The organism is Paenibacillus sp. Y568, assembly GCF_059445545.1.
The window spans coordinates 239,513-255,131 of record NZ_JCAIUM010000001.1; the positions used below are offsets into that span (position 1 = coordinate 239,513).

The 15,619-nt window shown below is 40.2% G+C and carries 19 protein-coding genes and 1 riboswitch; of the genes, 2 read left to right on the forward strand and 17 right to left on the reverse strand.

Annotation, left to right across the window (positions count from 1 at the left end; all coding sequences use genetic code 11):
* Window positions 1-16: 16 nt before the first annotated feature.
* The 3 genes from AC1D7X_RS01185 to AC1D7X_RS01195 all read right to left on the reverse strand — a co-directional run bounded on the left by AC1D7X_RS01185 (window position 17) and on the right by AC1D7X_RS01195 (window position 1,165).
* Entirely contained in the window at window positions 17-331 is a 315-nt protein-coding gene (locus AC1D7X_RS01185) for a DMT family transporter (RefSeq protein WP_495454442.1), read from the reverse strand.
* The gene (locus tag AC1D7X_RS01190; RefSeq protein ID WP_495454441.1) at window positions 331-672 is read right to left on the reverse strand and encodes a DMT family transporter; all 342 of its coding nucleotides are present in this window, start codon (window positions 670-672) and stop codon (window positions 331-333) included. Before AC1D7X_RS01190 ends, AC1D7X_RS01185 begins: the two co-directional genes overlap by 1 nt.
* A gap of 73 nt (window positions 673-745) precedes the next feature.
* Window positions 746-844, reverse strand: a riboswitch (guanidine-I (ykkC/yxkD leader).
* A gap of 75 nt (window positions 845-919) precedes the next feature.
* Window positions 920-1,165 carry a hypothetical protein gene (locus tag AC1D7X_RS01195; protein WP_495474496.1) on the reverse strand — a complete coding sequence of 82 codons (246 nt, stop codon included), beginning with the start codon at window positions 1,163-1,165 and terminating at the stop codon, window positions 920-922.
* 170 nt (window positions 1,166-1,335) lie between these two features.
* Here AC1D7X_RS01195 and AC1D7X_RS01200 point away from each other — a divergent pair, with 170 nt between their 5' ends.
* Window positions 1,336-1,554 (forward strand): hypothetical protein, encoded by a 219-nt coding sequence (locus tag AC1D7X_RS01200; protein WP_495454439.1) that lies wholly within the window; start codon window positions 1,336-1,338, stop codon window positions 1,552-1,554.
* A 245-nt stretch (window positions 1,555-1,799) separates the two neighbouring features.
* On the forward strand, window positions 1,800-2,141 hold the full coding sequence (locus tag AC1D7X_RS01205) for a hypothetical protein (protein WP_495454438.1): 342 nt from the start codon (window positions 1,800-1,802) through the stop codon (window positions 2,139-2,141).
* A 403-nt stretch (window positions 2,142-2,544) separates the two neighbouring features.
* On the opposite strand, the gene spo0A is transcribed toward AC1D7X_RS01205, so the two are convergent.
* The 14 genes from spo0A to amaP all read right to left on the reverse strand — a co-directional run bounded on the left by spo0A (window position 2,545) and on the right by amaP (window position 15,573).
* Complete coding sequence (gene spo0A, locus AC1D7X_RS01210) at window positions 2,545-3,348, reverse strand: sporulation transcription factor Spo0A (protein WP_495474497.1); 804 nt, start codon at window positions 3,346-3,348, stop codon at window positions 2,545-2,547.
* 201 nt (window positions 3,349-3,549) lie between these two features.
* Window positions 3,550-4,884 (reverse strand): SpoIVB peptidase, encoded by a 1,335-nt coding sequence (gene spoIVB / locus AC1D7X_RS01215; protein ID WP_495454435.1) that lies wholly within the window; start codon window positions 4,882-4,884, stop codon window positions 3,550-3,552.
* A 116-nt stretch (window positions 4,885-5,000) separates the two neighbouring features.
* On the reverse strand, window positions 5,001-6,725 hold the full coding sequence (gene recN / locus AC1D7X_RS01220; RefSeq protein WP_495454434.1) for a DNA repair protein RecN: 1,725 nt from the start codon (window positions 6,723-6,725) through the stop codon (window positions 5,001-5,003).
* 31 nt (window positions 6,726-6,756) lie between these two features.
* Window positions 6,757-7,206 carry a transcriptional regulator AhrC/ArgR gene (ahrC, locus tag AC1D7X_RS01225; RefSeq protein WP_495454433.1) on the reverse strand — a complete coding sequence of 150 codons (450 nt, stop codon included), beginning with the start codon at window positions 7,204-7,206 and terminating at the stop codon, window positions 6,757-6,759.
* 25 nt (window positions 7,207-7,231) lie between these two features.
* Window positions 7,232-7,714 carry a hypothetical protein gene (locus AC1D7X_RS01230; protein ID WP_495474498.1) on the reverse strand — a complete coding sequence of 161 codons (483 nt, stop codon included), beginning with the start codon at window positions 7,712-7,714 and terminating at the stop codon, window positions 7,232-7,234.
* An 81-nt stretch (window positions 7,715-7,795) separates the two neighbouring features.
* Entirely contained in the window at window positions 7,796-8,638 is an 843-nt protein-coding gene (locus AC1D7X_RS01235) for a TlyA family RNA methyltransferase (protein ID WP_495454431.1), read from the reverse strand.
* 28 nt (window positions 8,639-8,666) lie between these two features.
* Window positions 8,667-10,559, reverse strand: a complete 1,893-nt coding sequence (dxs, locus tag AC1D7X_RS01240) for a 1-deoxy-D-xylulose-5-phosphate synthase (RefSeq protein ID WP_495454430.1) — start codon at window positions 10,557-10,559, stop codon at window positions 8,667-8,669.
* Between the two features lie 121 nt (window positions 10,560-10,680).
* Window positions 10,681-11,535 carry a polyprenyl synthetase family protein gene (locus AC1D7X_RS01245; RefSeq protein WP_495474622.1) on the reverse strand — a complete coding sequence of 285 codons (855 nt, stop codon included), beginning with the start codon at window positions 11,533-11,535 and terminating at the stop codon, window positions 10,681-10,683.
* Between the two features lie 43 nt (window positions 11,536-11,578).
* Window positions 11,579-11,839 carry an exodeoxyribonuclease VII small subunit gene (gene xseB / locus AC1D7X_RS01250; RefSeq protein ID WP_495454429.1) on the reverse strand — a complete coding sequence of 87 codons (261 nt, stop codon included), beginning with the start codon at window positions 11,837-11,839 and terminating at the stop codon, window positions 11,579-11,581.
* The gene (xseA, locus tag AC1D7X_RS01255) at window positions 11,823-13,193 is read right to left on the reverse strand and encodes an exodeoxyribonuclease VII large subunit (protein ID WP_495474499.1); all 1,371 of its coding nucleotides are present in this window, start codon (window positions 13,191-13,193) and stop codon (window positions 11,823-11,825) included. Before xseA ends, xseB begins: the two co-directional genes overlap by 17 nt.
* 11 nt (window positions 13,194-13,204) lie before the next feature.
* Window positions 13,205-14,062: a bifunctional methylenetetrahydrofolate dehydrogenase/methenyltetrahydrofolate cyclohydrolase FolD gene (gene folD, locus AC1D7X_RS01260; RefSeq protein WP_495454427.1), complete on the reverse strand. Its 858-nt coding sequence runs from the start codon at window positions 14,060-14,062 to the stop codon at window positions 13,205-13,207.
* Window positions 14,063-14,100: 38 nt separating this feature from the next.
* Window positions 14,101-14,553, reverse strand: coding sequence for a transcription antitermination factor NusB (gene nusB, locus AC1D7X_RS01265; protein WP_495454426.1), 453 nt, complete (start codon window positions 14,551-14,553; stop codon window positions 14,101-14,103).
* 232 nt (window positions 14,554-14,785) lie between these two features.
* Window positions 14,786-15,019, reverse strand: coding sequence for a DUF2273 domain-containing protein (locus AC1D7X_RS01270; RefSeq protein WP_495454425.1), 234 nt, complete (start codon window positions 15,017-15,019; stop codon window positions 14,786-14,788).
* A gap of 14 nt (window positions 15,020-15,033) precedes the next feature.
* Window positions 15,034-15,573, reverse strand: a complete 540-nt coding sequence (amaP, locus tag AC1D7X_RS01275; RefSeq protein ID WP_495454424.1) for an alkaline shock response membrane anchor protein AmaP — start codon at window positions 15,571-15,573, stop codon at window positions 15,034-15,036.
* Window positions 15,574-15,619 lie beyond the last annotated feature (46 nt).

The window sequence follows — 15,619 nt, forward strand, 5'->3', positions numbered from 1 at the left end:
AGATCCTAATACACTATCACGAGACGAGCTTTAATCCTATGGCGGAAATGAGAACTATACCTATCAAAACAATTCTTCTCCAATCTTTTGATTCACCATAAAGCAGCATTCCTAATATTGCTCCACCAGACGCTCCAATTCCTGTCCAAATGGCATACGTTGTCCCCATCGGTAGGGTTTGCATGGCATATGCTAGAAATAGAAAACTTGCGCCGAATCCGAGTAGTAACCCACTGAATGATCGCCAGTTACGCTCCTTATGAAATTTGCTAATCATAGCAACACCAGACATTTCAAATAACCCCGCTAAGATTAAAGATATCCACGCCATTATGACCCATCCCCTTCTTGGTCTTGATCTTTTGTAACTAATTTCAAACCAATGACCCCTGATAATAAGAGTACAATCCAAAATGCTTTGACCACCTGAAAAGATTCACCAAAGAATATGACTTCGGAAATGACTGTTCCGGCAGTACCCATCCCAACAAAAACGGCATATACCGTCCCAACAGGAAGTTTTCGTCCAGCTATGATCATAAAATAAAAGCTAATGATGATTGACATAACCGTCCCTGTCCAAGTCCAAAAGTCATATGCATGTTTCAAGCCAATCACCCAAAAGACTTCGAAAAAAGCGGCAACAAATACTTTAATCCAGGTTGTATTCATTACTAAAACACCTCCAGTTTTATTTACTTCCTTGAATAACAAAAAAAAGCCTAGGAGATAACTGTTAAACAGTTTCTCCCAGGCTTTTATCCTTCCGTGACACAGCTCTCGCTGTGAGTCTTCTCTCGGTCCAGACCAACCACATGGATGCGGAACCCTAGAAAACATTTTAAATATATAATTCCTTTGAATTATACACACTTATAAATTTTATTCAAGATTAAAATATTTACATAAAATACCAGAATTAATAATTGCCACTTTTAATAATAAAATTGCGTACTTTCATCCATTTACCAGATATAAATTCATCAATAGTTCCCGTTTTGGGTCTAACACAAAATCGATGCTCAGTCCCTCGATCAAAACCCAACGCTTCATAAATTAAACTTTCACCGATCTGTTCCTTAAAAAACACCTTCTTTAATCCCAATCTATTCATGATCTCAATCTTCACATTCTCAATATACGTACGTGAATAAGTCTTAGACATATTTGTTCCTCCTAGTAGTCGTAATAAAATTATAGAATCAAAAAACTAGAAGTCAAGAAAAGTCTCTATAACTTACATGATTATACTCATAAGTGTCATCGCCTTTCTTTTCCCCACGCCATAAGGTATCCTATTGTCTACAGTCAACGATATCTTAAAGGGGTTATAACATGTCTAAGCAATCTAATAAAAAGCAAAATAATCAAAAAAAATCTAATCCACTCCAATCACGTACTAAACGTGAAGGTATCATTCGCATCCTCCTATTCATTGTCTTATCCTCTCTCACATTTATTGTCCAAGATTATGCATGGGCTGTTACACTCATCACATTATTCGCCATATATTTACTCATCACAGGAGTACAGAAGCTCTTTCTTAAAAAATGAGTGGGTAGCGTCAAGAAGAATACTGCTAATTATTGGTTTTTTTATCTCAAACCCAATAATTAGCGGTATTTGTTTAATTGTCCTATAGAAATCACTTTAATTAACAGGATTAAGTGAATATTTCAATCTTACGAAAAATGGGTACGATGTCATATAGAATGAATTTTGGTTATAATAATTTTATATGGCAACATTTACCTAATTCTGATAAACTAAAGCCAAATCTATTTATGGAGGGGTTATTCTTGACTAAGATCCTCAATGCTCTTGGTATCATATCTATTCTTGGTGGGATAATTTTAGGGATTATGTATGGAATGCAAGGCAATCCAGTAGCTAATTTGATTAAGGGTAATGAAGAATTCCACTTTATACTCGCTTTGACATGGTGGATCAGTGGAACTATCTCAGGGTTATTGTTTTTTGCCTTCGCATCAATGCTCAAATATTTAAAATTCAACAATGCTATGTTAGTGGAACTTATACATAAAACACGTGTGGACGCACCACTAACTCCACGTAAAACATTAGTTAGTAAAACTTCGCTGGATTCAGCACCTGACTATAAAATGAAATGGAAGAACTAAGAAGGATTTACATAAAGGATGAATGCATAGAAGAGCTAATGCATGATCTTAAAATCCCGTCATGATGATGTAATCTGACTCAGCTGGAATGGATTGAAGCGATGTTTGAAATGACTTATTAAGGAAAAAGTGAGGGCAAGGATGAGGCATACGAAAAAGCTAAAAGTGCAGAAGAGAATAAAAAAGCCCTGCCAACCAATTAAGGTGAGGGGTATTTTTGCACGTTCAGTGGATGCTAATTGTAGTATTTACTCAGATACATTTGTTAAATGAATAAGACGCTCATCCGCTATTCAACGGACAAACGTCCCACTTATCTTTACTAACCCTGATGGGGGTTTTGCATAAATTCATCCTTCCGTCTTATGATTAAATACACCACTAAGTCAAACGTAATATACTCTTAAGACACCTTGTGCTCAATTCTAAGCTTATCCGCTACCATCGCGATGAATTCTGAGTTCGTTGGCTTAGACTTGCTAATATTGATCGTGTAGCCGAACAGGTGACTGATAGAGTCGATGTTGCCGCGTGTCCAAGCTACTTCAATGGCATGACGAATGGCACGTTCTACGCGTGATGGTGTTGTTTTGAACTTCTCAGCAATAGCCGGGTAAAGAGTTTTTGTAATGGCTCCCAAAATTTCTATGTTGTTATACACCATGGTGATGGCTTCCCGTAAATATTGATATCCTTTAATATGTGCAGGAACGCCGATTTCATGAATGATGGATGTAATGTTTGCATCTAAATTTTTTCCTTTTCCTAAAGGAAGTACATTAGATTTGTTGTTAGACATCGACATGCTTGGCGAATTCACATTCTGTTGACCCACCAATTGGCGAACACGGTTCGCAAGAACTTCCATATCGAATGGTTTCAAAATGTAATACGATGCTCCTAGCTGTACAGCTCTTTGAGTGATGTTCTCTTGGCCGAATGCTATCAGCATAACTATCTTTGGTTGTGGAGAGATATTCATCTCACGCAGGCGTTCAAGTACCCCAAGGCCATCCAGATGCGGCATGATGATATCCAAGATGAGAACGTCTGGTGCTTTTCGAGATTCATTGATCATATTAAGCACTTCCTCACCATTATAGGCGATTCCGGTAACAACCATGTCCTCTTGCTCCGATATGTATTCGGCAAGCAAATTTGTAAATTCTCTGTTATCATCCGCTAACATTATTTCAATTTTCTGCACTGTTGGTTCCTCCTTAGTTTCTGTTGGATAATTGGCAAGCTGTGATCTTTATCCTCTCTTAACATAACTTTCGACATCCAAATTCCAATTCCTCCTGTCGAATATTATTTTTGTTTATTTTTTTATTGACTTGATTTATAATTAAATATTTATTACACATATAGACCTCATTCGCTCATTTATGACAAAAAAACCCTAAGGCTAACTCGCCTTAAGATCTGTTTGTTGATTTTTATTTTTTTGCATAACACCCGAATCTTGAAGCATCCATTCGATGAAACAGCCATAACCTGATTTAGGATCATTCACAAAGACATGGGTAACAGCACCAATAAGCTTGCCATTCTGGACGATAGGACTTCCACTCATACCTTGAACAATACCACCAGTTTTACTAATCAGCTTCGGATCCGTGATCTTTAATACGAGACCTTTTGTAGCAGGTGCATCTTGACGTGCAACATGAACAATATCTACTTTGAAACGTTCTACTTGCTGGCCATCAACTACCGTCAATATTTCTGCAGGACCCTCTTTTACTTCTTCAGCAAATGCAACAGGAATGGGTTCTTTATATAGACTATGCTCGGGGTTCTGCGTCATTTTACCAAAAATGCCGAAATGCGTATTGCTTACAATACTACCTAAAATGTGGCTTTCTTTCAGGAAATGAGCTCTTTTCTCACCAGGTTCCCCATCTTGGCTTTTGGAAATGGAGGTTACATTAGATTGTACAATTTCGCCACTTCCAACGACGATAGGGGTCTGTGTATTCATATCTGTAATAACATGTCCAAGTGCACCATACACGCCCTGATCGGGAGCATAGAAGGTTAGCGTTCCTACACCCGCAGCAGAATCACGAATATATAGACCAAGGCGCCAAGCTTTATCTTCCTCGTCGTAGGCAGGTGTTAACTTCGTTGTTAACGTTTTATCTCCTCTTTTAAAGGAAATTTCAAGATTTTTCTTTTTCAACCCAGCTTCATCAACCATGTTAGCCACTTTACTAATATCCGTTAGGGGAACACCATCCATATGTGTCATTAAATCACCCAACTGAATACCAGCATTCTCACCAGGGGATACTCGATTGTCTTTACTGACATTAACTAAATGATGCCCTACTACCAAAATACCGGCTGATTTCACCTTGACACCAATGGTCTGACCACCAGGTATTACTTTTAATCCTGGAACAACCTGAATTCGTACCGTTTTAATAGGAATCGTTCCGAATAATTTCAGGGTAAGACGTGCATTGCCAATTTGTTTTGAGCTAAGCTGTAAAGGATGGCCCGGAGACACTTGTAACGTTGGACGTACCGATCCGTTCAATTGCAGAACATCGGGTCGGTCCACGGATACCTGAGCGTTAACGGGAACTGCCAGTTGAAGCATGGATGAATCACCGGTAAAAAGTCTTACGTCATTGGGTAATGCTGCATAACTCTGAACGGTTTCACTTGTACCAAGGAAACACAGAAAGAAGGCAGTTAATACACCTAGTAATTTCTTCCTGAGATTGGAGTTCAATGGCTGTCACACTCCCTTTTGCTTCTTTCGCTTGACGAAAGGTGGTCGCCAATTGCGTACCTTTAAGATAACCCCGCCCTCAGGCTTTTATTACTGTCAATCATTACTCCGTCCCCTCATCTGACAGCTTTTCTCGCTTCAGCCAAGTTCAGCATCTCTTGGGCATGATGTCGGGTTTTTTCCGTAATTTCAACTCCACCCAACATGCGGGCAAGTTCTTCAATCCGTCCATGATCAGACAGATTCTCTACTTGTGTCATTGTTCTTCCATCCGAAATATTCTTTTCGATCAAATATTGATGATCTGCCATACAAGCAACTTGCGGCAAATGAGTGATGGAGAACACTTGGCACGTCCCAGATAATTTAAATAATTTTTCTGCTATGGATTGAGCAGCTCTACCGCTGACACCTGTATCAACTTCATCAAATATAAGGACTGGAATGCGATCATGACGAGCAAATATACTCTTCATCGCAAGCATAATTCTTGAAAGTTCTCCACCTGAAGCAATTTTGCCAAGGGGTCTTAATGGTTCTCCCGGATTTGGAGAGATCATAAATTCCACATTATCCATTCCCTGCTTCGTTAATCGCACCTTGTGGCCTTCTACTTCATACCCACGTGGATCCTCAAGCAGATCCAGTTTAACTTCGAGGGATGTTCGTTCCATTTGAAGATCTTTAAGCTCACTTTCAACTTGGGTTGCCAATTCAACAGAACATTGTCGTCTAGCCTGACTTAATTCATAGGCTGTGCGGAGTACACTCTCAAGCATGCCATCGCGCATCTGAATAAGACTTTCTATACGTTCATCTTTATGTTCCAACAAATCCGTTTCTTGCTTAATATTCTCGTAATAATCAAGAATTTGTTCTACACTATCGCCATATTTACGACGAAGCGTAATAATTGAATCCAGACGTTGTTCAACCTCTTCTAACCGTTCAGGATTAAATTCAATGTTCTCACGATAATCCCTTAATTGAAAGGCTGAATCTTCAAGTTGAAAAAATGCTGACTGTAACTGCTCAAGTAAAGGCTTAAGACCATCTTCATCATAATTTATGACATCTTTTAACTGCGATATGGCGTTGCTAATAGAAGCTACACCATTGTGTCCATTAAGGATCTCATAAGCTCCTGTGACAGCATCCATCATTTTCTCACTATGGGATAGCTTGACCCTTTCATTGGATAACCATTCATCTTCTCCCGGTTTTAATTGCGCAGTCGCAATTTCCTCCAATTGAAAGCGATACAAATCCAACATTTGATACGCTTTTTGGCTAGAATTCTGTAGTTCCCGAAGTTCCTTCTCTACTTTAATGAAATCTGAATATTTACTTTGATAACTTTGCTTCAAAGGGCCAATCACGTGTTCACCATATGTATCTAGAAGATATAAATGTTTTTCTGGACGTAGCAAATTCTGATGCTCATGTTGGCCATGAATATTTACCAGTTGCTCACCTACTTCACGTAGCATCGTAAGATTCACAAGTTGGCCATTGATTCGAGAAGTACTTTTCCCTTGAGTCGTGATTTCACGACGAATGACTAAATGCTCATCATGTTCGCCTGCTATACCGTTCTTACTTAGGATGTCCCACACTGGATGGCCCTCTTGTAGCTCAAATAAAGCCTCAATTTCCGCTTTATCACATCCATACCGAATAAGGTCAGCAGAGCCTCTAGCACCTGACAACAAACCTAGTGCATCAATAATAATGGACTTACCTGCTCCTGTCTCCCCAGTAAGTACATGAAATCCCGGATAAAAATGAACGTCAATTGCTTCAATTACGGCTAAATTTCGAATGGATAACGTAACCAACATGAATAATCCCACCTTTGGCTCTTTACTGAGATTAAGAAATGAACCCTAGAATTTGCTTAATAACATACTGACTATCTTCTTCTGTTCGACAGATCATTAGAATGGTATCGTCACCACAAATCGTACCCAGAATCTGATTCCATTCCATATTGTCCAGCAGGACGGCCACAGAATTCGCTGTTCCTGGAAGACACTTCATAACCACAAGGTTACCCGTATGATCAATTTGAACATAGTTGTCAACAAGTGCTCGTTTTAATTTTTGAATTGGATTGTATCGTTGATCCGTCGGAATTGAATATTTATATCTTCCATCATCCGTCGGTACTTTAATCAGAAATAATTCTTTAATGTCTCGAGATACGGTTGCTTGTGTAACTTGAAATCCCGATTCCCTTAAAGCTTCCACCAATTCATCCTGTGTTTCAATATCACGATGCGTGATAATATCACGAATCCTAATGTGTCGCTGTCCTTTCATAAAAGCCTCCTATGACTGTTAATAATTATCCATCATGTCCATTCCATTCTTCTTCATCCCATTCGAAGTAAATATGTCTTATTTCTCGTTCACTCACATCAACATACAATACTCCTGCACAATCAGGATAAAGTAAGAAATAGGGTAATAGACGATCTCGAAGTGAACTACCTGTCCATTCTTGTGGCATCCGCTTCCGTGCAGTCTTGACCAGATATATCGCACCTTCATCATCTGTCGCTACATAATCAATAAATAACCTACTATAATAATCTTCTCGATCGACTTCGAAATAAAGGGGGATCTTAATTCGTCCACCCACTACTTCAAACCCATTACTTTGCAACAAATCTACGGCTGGATGATCAGGTATGTAATCACTAAATGGAATATTCAAGCTGCGACCGATCACTGGGTTCTGTAACCACTTCTTTATAAGAGAAAAAATACCTATAACAAGAAGAATGCCCATTATAGCCATTATGAATAAATCACCGCGTCCCGCCATCCGAATCACCTCGTAGATGTATTCGTGAACCCTTTAAAAAAACCCTTTTTCAAGTGAAATGGCTACACCAAAGAAACCCATCTACTTAGATGAGTTCCCTTTAAACGTATGGGTTGCTTCTTTGATCACGTCATCGATGAGATTGTTCATCCTTAAGTTATCCAATAGAAGTCCCTCACGATCAGAAGACTCTAGCTTCCAATGAGCTAGAAATTCAATATTACCTTCTCCACCCGTAATAGGAGAAAAAGTTAATCCTTGAAGACGATAGCCTAATTCTTCAGCAAACGTAAGAACCGTCTCTAGTACTTCACGATGCACTGCAGAATCACGAATTACACCTGACTTACCTACTTTATCTCGACCTGCTTCGAACTGCGGCTTAATCAAAGCCACAATGTTTGCGGGCTGACTTAATAATGCCATTAGAGGTGGTAATATGATTCGTAGTGATATGAATGAGACATCTATGCTTGCGAAATTCGGAATGTCCCCTTTTAAATCATCGGGTGTCATATATCGAAAGTTAGTCTTTTCCATAACGCATACCCGATCATCGCTTCGAAGAGACCAATCTAATTGATTGGTTCCCACATCAATGGCATATACGTATTTAGCTCCATGCTTTAATGCGCAGTCTGTAAACCCGCCTGTTGAAGAACCAATATCCAGCATTACCGCATCTTGAAGATCAATTCCAAAACTGTCGAGGGCCTTCTTTAACTTCAGCCCCCCGCGGCTTACATAAGGATGAACGGCACCTTTAACTCTAATCTCAGCATCTCTTGGAACTTTCATTCCTGGTTTCTCAATTCGTTCTTCTGCAGCAAAAACAAGTCCAGCCATAATCGCTGCCTTCGCCTTTTCACGACTATCATATAACCCTTGCTCTACAAGAAGAACATCGATACGCTCTTTTTCCATATATTCACCTGATTCTGTCTTTTACGTCTTAAGACGTAAAGCCTCTTTTACCATATTCGAAAGGTTGAAGAGCCATGAGTTTATGAATCTCCTCACATACTGCATTAACCGTTAAGTTTGTTTCTTCGCGTTGTTCCTTAATACTTCCATGTTCAATAAATCGATCGGGAACACCCATAATAGATACCTTCGTATCAAATATGTGTTCACTTGCATAGAACTCAAGAACAGCGCTGCCTAAGCTACCCGCTTCACTTGCTTCTTCTAATACGATCATATTCTTTTTTGAAAGCGCAAGAGACCGTAGCATATCTCCATCCACAGGCTTAAGGAAGCGTGCATTTACAACTTGCAGTTGTATACCTTCACGTTTCAGCTGTTCTGCAGCTTCAAGAGCAATTTGAACCATAGGTCCAACAGCAAGGACTGCATAACCCTCGCCTTCACGAACCGTTTCCCATGTCCCAATTGGAATAGGTACTAACGTTTCATCCAGATCCACACCAAGACCGTTTATACGCGGATAACGATAAGCAATAGGACCCTCATTATATTCTAACGCTGTCAACATCATATGACGGAGCTCATTTTCATCTTTAGGCATCATTAATACCATATTTGGAATATGGCGCATAAAGGCAATGTCGTATACCCCTTGATGTGTTTCTCCATCTGCTCCCACATATCCAGCACGATCAATCGCAAACATGACGTTGGCGTTATGACGGCAAATATCGTGAACAATCTGATCATATGCCCGTTGCATAAAGGTAGAGTACACTGCAAATACAGGCTTCATACCTTCCATCGCTAATGCAGCACACATTGTTGCAGCATGTTGTTCAGCAATCCCCACATCAATCATACGATCTGGAAATCTCTTACCAAATGGAATTAGTCCGGATCCTCCTGGCATTGCTGGTGTGACAGCTACAACTCTTGAATCACGTTCTCCAAGCTCAATTAATGTTTGTGCAAACACATCTGTATACATTGGATTTCCTACTGATTTCAACACTTGACCTGATTCAATCTTATATGGGCTAATACCATGCCATTTATAGGAATCCGCTTCCGCTGGTGTGTAGCCTTTACCCTTTGTTGTAAGGATATGAACAAACACAGGGCCGTCTACATTATCCGCTTGATGAAATGCATCGATTAGTTTCTCCAAGTCATGTCCATCTACTGGACCAAGATAAGTAAAGCCTAATTCCTCAAAAAGAATGCCTGGTACAACCATATATTTAAGGCTATCCTTTAATTTCTCAACTGTCTTGGCGAGCTTACCACCAATAGCTGGGATTTTTTTGAGCATACCTTCAACTTCATCTTTTGCTCGTAAATAGTGACGATCTGAACGTAACTTAAGTAAGTAATTGTGCATAGCCCCTACATTGGGAGCGATGGACATCTCATTGTCATTAAGAACGACCATCAACTTCTTCTGTTCATGACCAATATGATTCAGTGCTTCAAATGCCATACCACCCGTTAAGGCACCATCTCCAATGACAGCAACAACCTTGTTATCTTCGCCTTTAAGATCTCTGGCAAGAGCCATTCCCATCGCCGCAGATAAAGAGGTGCTACTATGTCCAGCTTCCCAGACATCATGTTCACTTTCTGCTCTCTTAACGAATCCACACAAACCATTATATTTACGTAAAGTATCGAATCGATCCATACGACCTGTCAGGATTTTATGAACATAAGCTTGATGACCTACATCAAATATAAATTTATCTGTTGGGCTATTGTAACAGTAGTGTAGGGCAAGTGTAAGTTCAACCACTCCCAAATTCGATGCTAAATGCCCTCCCGTTACAGACAATTTCTCAATCAGAAACTGACGAATTTCAGTCGCTAGAGAAGCCAGTTCGTCAACGGATAGTTTTTTCAATTGTTGAGGCTCATTCATTTGTGGAAGCTTCACTTAAATCTCCCCACTTTTCTTCTATAGGATTTGTTAATGTTACGTACTTGGGAATCTTTCCGCTCATTATATCACAAATGAACCTTACTAATAAAACTCACTATTTTTAATGATCTCGGTTAACCAAATAATCGGCAATCTCTAAAAGACGTTCAGGATAAGGAAATCCTGCCTCGATAATCGTATTCTTAGCTTTCTCAGTCAGCCTTGCCACTTCCATCTTCGATTCTTCAAGGCCAATAAAATAGGGATACGTTACTTTATCTTGTTTGACGTCACTTTGCGTCTTCTTGCCAAGTTTAGCCTCATCTCCAATGAGATCAAGGATGTCATCTTGAATCTGGAAAGCAAGTCCAAGATGATGACCAAATGTACGAAGTGCTGTAATCTTAGCTTCGTCCGTGCCAGCAATTCGTCCACCTGCAATAAGAGAGAATATAATGAGATCGCTGGTCTTGTGGGTATGTATATATTCCAGTTGGGCAAGACCCGTAAGTCCCTGCTCGCCTTCCATATCCGCAACTTGTCCGCCAACCATTCCTCTAGGTCCCGCCATTTCAGCCAGATCTTCCACGATAGCGAGCACACGATCGGTAGGTATACCATGTTTACGTGAAATCTGCGCTAAATTAAAAAAAGCATGTGTAAGTAGCCCATCCCCTGCAAGAATGGCCATAGCTTCACCGTATACCTTATGATTCGTCAACTTACCACGGCGATAATCATCATTGTCCATTGCTGGAAGATCGTCATGGATCAGTGAATACGTATGAACCATTTCGACCGAACAGGCTGCTTCTATCGCAGCTTCACGTTGCCCTCCGAGTGCTTCACAAGCTGTAATGACCAAGAGTGGCCGTAAACGTTTACCACCTGCAAGAAGGGAATATGTCATGGATTCCTTTAAATTTGAAGGCACATCCCAGGTGGAAGGGAAAATATCCAACAAGGATGTTGTCATCAAATCTGCTATATCATCAATGTAATCTTTTAATGGAGGTTGATTATTCAAGAGATTCACCACTTTCTGAATCGAGTGAAGAACCAAATGGTTTTTTACGAAGCTCGCCATCTTCCTCCACAATCATTTCAATTTTACGCTCTACCTGTTCCAACTTCTGACTACATAACTGGGAGAGACCCATTCCTTTTTGAAATAATTCTATCGCCTTCTCCAAAGGAACATCCCCATGCTCAAGCTCGTCAACAATCTCTTCCAATTGGCTCATTGCTTGTTCAAAATTAAGCTCAGTGACCTTCGCCATGACTTTGCTCATCCTCCTTCATTGCCCAAACCTGACAATCGAATTGACCATCATTAACTCTTATTTTCACCAAATCACCAAGCTGAACATCACTTATTGATTTAATTAAGCGTTTTTCCTGTTCGTCATAAACGAGACTATAACCCCTAGACATAACTTTCAATGGACTAAGAGCATCCAACTGCCTGATTGCAGAACCTAGCTGTGTCTGGTGCCCCTTTAAAATAGAGATCATCGCTTGGTTAAGCTGGCGCTGACTTTTCTCTCTGTTCTTTTTAGCAGAGGATACTTGCTCTGTTGGATTAAATCGTAACAGGCTATGGTGTATGCGAGATTTTTGTTCTTTGTTAAGTTTGACACCAGAACGAATCGATCGTGTAAGTTGTTGCTGAAGCCGATCAAGACGCTCTGTGTGTTCTTGTAATGTTCTACGTGGATGAACCAAAACAGGTGAACGTTGTAACGCAGCAAGACGCTCACGTCCCTGTTGCACTCGTTGCTTCAATGCATGGCGTAACTGACGCTCTCTAAGCTGAAGAGTCGCCTTAATTTCCTCTATTTGGGGCACGGCTAGCTCCGCTGCTGCCGTAGGGGTTGCTGCTCTAAGATCTGCTACGAAATCTGCAATCGTGAAATCAGTCTCATGGCCAACAGCTGAGATAATAGGAATCGAGGATTTGAAAATAGCCCTTGCAACCATTTCCTCATTGAAAGCCCATAGTTCTTCTAATGAGCCCCCGCCTCTGCCAACAATGATTACATCAGCTTCTCCCATGCTATTCAACGCTTCAATTGCTTTTACAATAGAAGGTGCAGCACCTTTACCCTGCACCAGCACTGGATATAGGACAATATTCGCTTGAGGATAACGCCGCTTCAACGTAATAATAATATCTCTAACAGCTGCGCCCGTAGGAGATGTAATAACACCGATGGTCTTAGGATAAGTAGGTGTTATCCTTTTTCGATCAGATGCAAATAACCCTTCTGTCTCCAACTTTTTCTTCAGTTGTTCAAATGCTAGATACAAACTACCTATCCCATCAGGTTGCATATGAGTCGCATAGAATTGGTACTGTCCATCACGTTCATAGACAGTAACATTTCCTCTAGCGATAACCCGCGAACCTTCCTTCGGGATGAAAGGTAATTTTTGATTGTGAGATCCGAACATAATAGCCCGAATACGGCTACTCTCATCTTTTAATGTGAAATACATATGTCCACTGGAATGGTGAGTAAAATTAGAAATTTCCCCACGAATCCATACATCAGACAATAATGAATCCGAATCCAGCTTCATTCGGATGTATTTGTTCAGATCTTTAATGGATAAGACATTCTGCTGGTCCATAAGAAGCCCCTTTATGACAATCCGTGATGCCGTTTGGTGGCAATCAACGTATTCTGCATCAGCATAGTAATCGTCATTGGACCAACGCCTCCTGGAACGGGCGTAATCGGTCCTGACACTTCTTTAACACTTTCAAAATCAACGTCACCCGCTAGTTTACCATTAGCCAGTCTATTCATACCAACATCAATAACAACTGCTCCAGGCTTCACATAACTCGCATCTATAAAATTAGCTCGTCCAATGGCTACCACTAGGATATCCCCTTGTCTCGCAATCTCAGCCATGTTAGCTGTACGAGAGTGACACATCGTCACGGTTGCATTTTCTCTTTGAAGTAACAATGATACCGGCTTGCCAACAATGTTACTTCTACCAATAACCACGGCATGTTTGCCTGACATTTCAATTCCAGCACGCTTGATGAGTTCAATAACACCCGCTGGTGTACAAGGAAGGAGGCTATCATCGCCGATCACCAGATTACCTACGTTGACTGGATGGAAACCATCCACGTCTTTCTCCACAGAGATTGCATTAATGACAGCTTTCTCTTCAATATGCCCCGGAAGAGGGAGTTGTACAAGTATTCCATTAATATTATCTTGAAGATTAAGCTTCTCCACTAATGTTAACAACTCTTCTTGTGTAGTCATCTCCGATAAACGATGTACTTCAGAATAATAACCTAGATCATGACAAGCCTTCTCTTTATTCCGAACATAGACTTGAGAGGCAGGATCTTCCCCTACCAATACGACAGCAAGTCCTGGAACAACGCCTTTACTTGCAAGTTCCTGTACCTCTTCTGCTAAGAAACCACGGATTTCACCCGATACTTGTTTACCGCTTATAATCGTTGCTGTCATCATACTCTCCCCTTATGTTGTATAATTTACAAAGAATTTTATGAGCGCTTTTCTTTCAATTCATCTAAATCACCAATCATTTTTCCAAGAACTCCATTTACGAATTTACCTGAATCTTCTGTACCGAAATGTTTTGCAAGATCAATGGCTTCATTGACAACAACTTTTGCCGGTACGTCTTCTTGATATACCATTTCATAAGTTGCTAGGCGTAATACTTGACGATCCACACGGGATAAGCGACTAATTTGCCACCCAACGAGATAATGACCTAACAATTCATCGATAGCTACTTTATTGTTCCATGTCCCATTCACAAGTTCAAGAACGTATTCCTTTAACTTGAGTTCATCTTTGATAACTCTTTCTGTCTCATTCTCTTCAGAAGCTTCCTCTAATAGGATTGATATAGCTTCTTCACTTTCAACTAAGTTCATTTCCATTTGATACAAGCTTTGTACCACGATTTCTCTCGCTACACGTCTTTTCATAATTATCCGTTCCTCCTGAATTATCTTGTATTGCGTTCATTTATCTCATAACAGAACCTAACCATGTTGTCATTTTCAGGCCATACATGTGCTTCTTCGTGAAATATTAACAAAGTATAACGTGAAACTTATACTTTCTTAATATTCACAAAAAAAACCCCGGAAAACTTCCTCCAAAAATTGGGCCTGGTGAAGCTGCAGCTCTTTTCCCGGAGAAAGCATATCACAGGGTTCATTTAAAAGGGCGCCAACGTTCCGATAACCATTGCATAGCTTCTCTCATAGGAATCAAGAAACCTTGATGCAAATCTTTTCTTTTACCGAAGGTGTACCCAATGAACACAACCAATGCAAAGAACAACATATCCCAAAAACCCGAAATCAAATATATTATACCAAATAAAACCCCTGCTATACTACCGACAATGCGACCTCTGTGACTCTCCCACATCTCTTTCCAAAGCATCGGGAAATCCACCTCTATTCCACTCTACTCTTAAAGCTTGGTGACTGCGCAACGTTCGCAATAAAGACCGATACATCAGATACCGGGATCCCTGTCGTTTCTTGCAGATAATCGTGAACTTGTTTCTGTATATCAGATGATAAACTAGGGATAGATGAATCACCGTCTACAACAGCACGAATTTCAATGTTAATCCCTGCTTGATCCACTTTAACACGTGCCTTCAAGTCTCTTGTTCCCCGAACTTTAGTCGCTGCCTTGAGACATAAGTTCTCAATGGTTTCTACCGAAATTTGAATATCTCCAAACTCTGTTCGCTGATCAATAGATGGTATGCTGTTCCGATCCCTACGAATAGAGATGTAGAAGAACCGAAGACTAAGAAGTAATAATATCGACATCACAATAATGGCAGTGACGAATATACGATCATCTGAGTCATCAATCCAGTTAGAAGGTAATACACCACTTAGGTGGAGGATGGCAGCTACAGAGAGAATTGCGATACTCAAGCTATATATAAATAGCAAGAATCTATCAAGGATTTTAGCCACGAAACAACCCAACCTCCTTAAATTATAGTAAACCCTCGACATATAC

What these genes read in the sequence shown, in the direction of transcription:
- AC1D7X_RS01185 (WP_495454442.1), bottom strand. Translation starts at nt 331, where the DNA reads ATGGCGTGGATATCTTTAATCTTAGCGGGGTTATTTGAAATGTCTGGT.
- AC1D7X_RS01190 (WP_495454441.1), bottom strand. Translation starts at nt 672, where the DNA reads ATGAATACAACCTGGATTAAAGTATTTGTTGCCGCTTTTTTCGAAGTC.
- AC1D7X_RS01195 (WP_495474496.1), bottom strand. Translation starts at nt 1,165, where the DNA reads ATGTCTAAGACTTATTCACGTACGTATATTGAGAATGTGAAGATTGAG.
- AC1D7X_RS01200 (WP_495454439.1), top strand. Translation starts at nt 1,336, where the DNA reads ATGTCTAAGCAATCTAATAAAAAGCAAAATAATCAAAAAAAATCTAAT.
- recN (WP_495454434.1), bottom strand. Translation starts at nt 6,725, where the DNA reads ATGTTGGTTACGTTATCCATTCGAAATTTAGCCGTAATTGAAGCAATT.
- ahrC (WP_495454433.1), bottom strand. Translation starts at nt 7,206, where the DNA reads ATGAAAGGACAGCGACACATTAGGATTCGTGATATTATCACGCATCGT.
- AC1D7X_RS01230 (WP_495474498.1), bottom strand. Translation starts at nt 7,714, where the DNA reads ATGGCGGGACGCGGTGATTTATTCATAATGGCTATAATGGGCATTCTT.
- AC1D7X_RS01235 (WP_495454431.1), bottom strand. Translation starts at nt 8,638, where the DNA reads ATGGAAAAAGAGCGTATCGATGTTCTTCTTGTAGAGCAAGGGTTATAT.
- dxs (WP_495454430.1), bottom strand. Translation starts at nt 10,559, where the DNA reads ATGAATGAGCCTCAACAATTGAAAAAACTATCCGTTGACGAACTGGCT.
- AC1D7X_RS01245 (WP_495474622.1), bottom strand. Translation starts at nt 11,535, where the DNA reads ATGACAACATCCTTGTTGGATATTTTCCCTTCCACCTGGGATGTGCCT.
- xseB (WP_495454429.1), bottom strand. Translation starts at nt 11,839, where the DNA reads ATGGCGAAGGTCACTGAGCTTAATTTTGAACAAGCAATGAGCCAATTG.
- xseA (WP_495474499.1), bottom strand. Translation starts at nt 13,193, where the DNA reads ATGGACCAGCAGAATGTCTTATCCATTAAAGATCTGAACAAATACATC.
- folD (WP_495454427.1), bottom strand. Translation starts at nt 14,062, where the DNA reads ATGACAGCAACGATTATAAGCGGTAAACAAGTATCGGGTGAAATCCGT.
- nusB (WP_495454426.1), bottom strand. Translation starts at nt 14,553, where the DNA reads ATGAAAAGACGTGTAGCGAGAGAAATCGTGGTACAAAGCTTGTATCAA.
- AC1D7X_RS01270 (WP_495454425.1), bottom strand. Translation starts at nt 15,019, where the DNA reads ATGCTTTGGAAAGAGATGTGGGAGAGTCACAGAGGTCGCATTGTCGGT.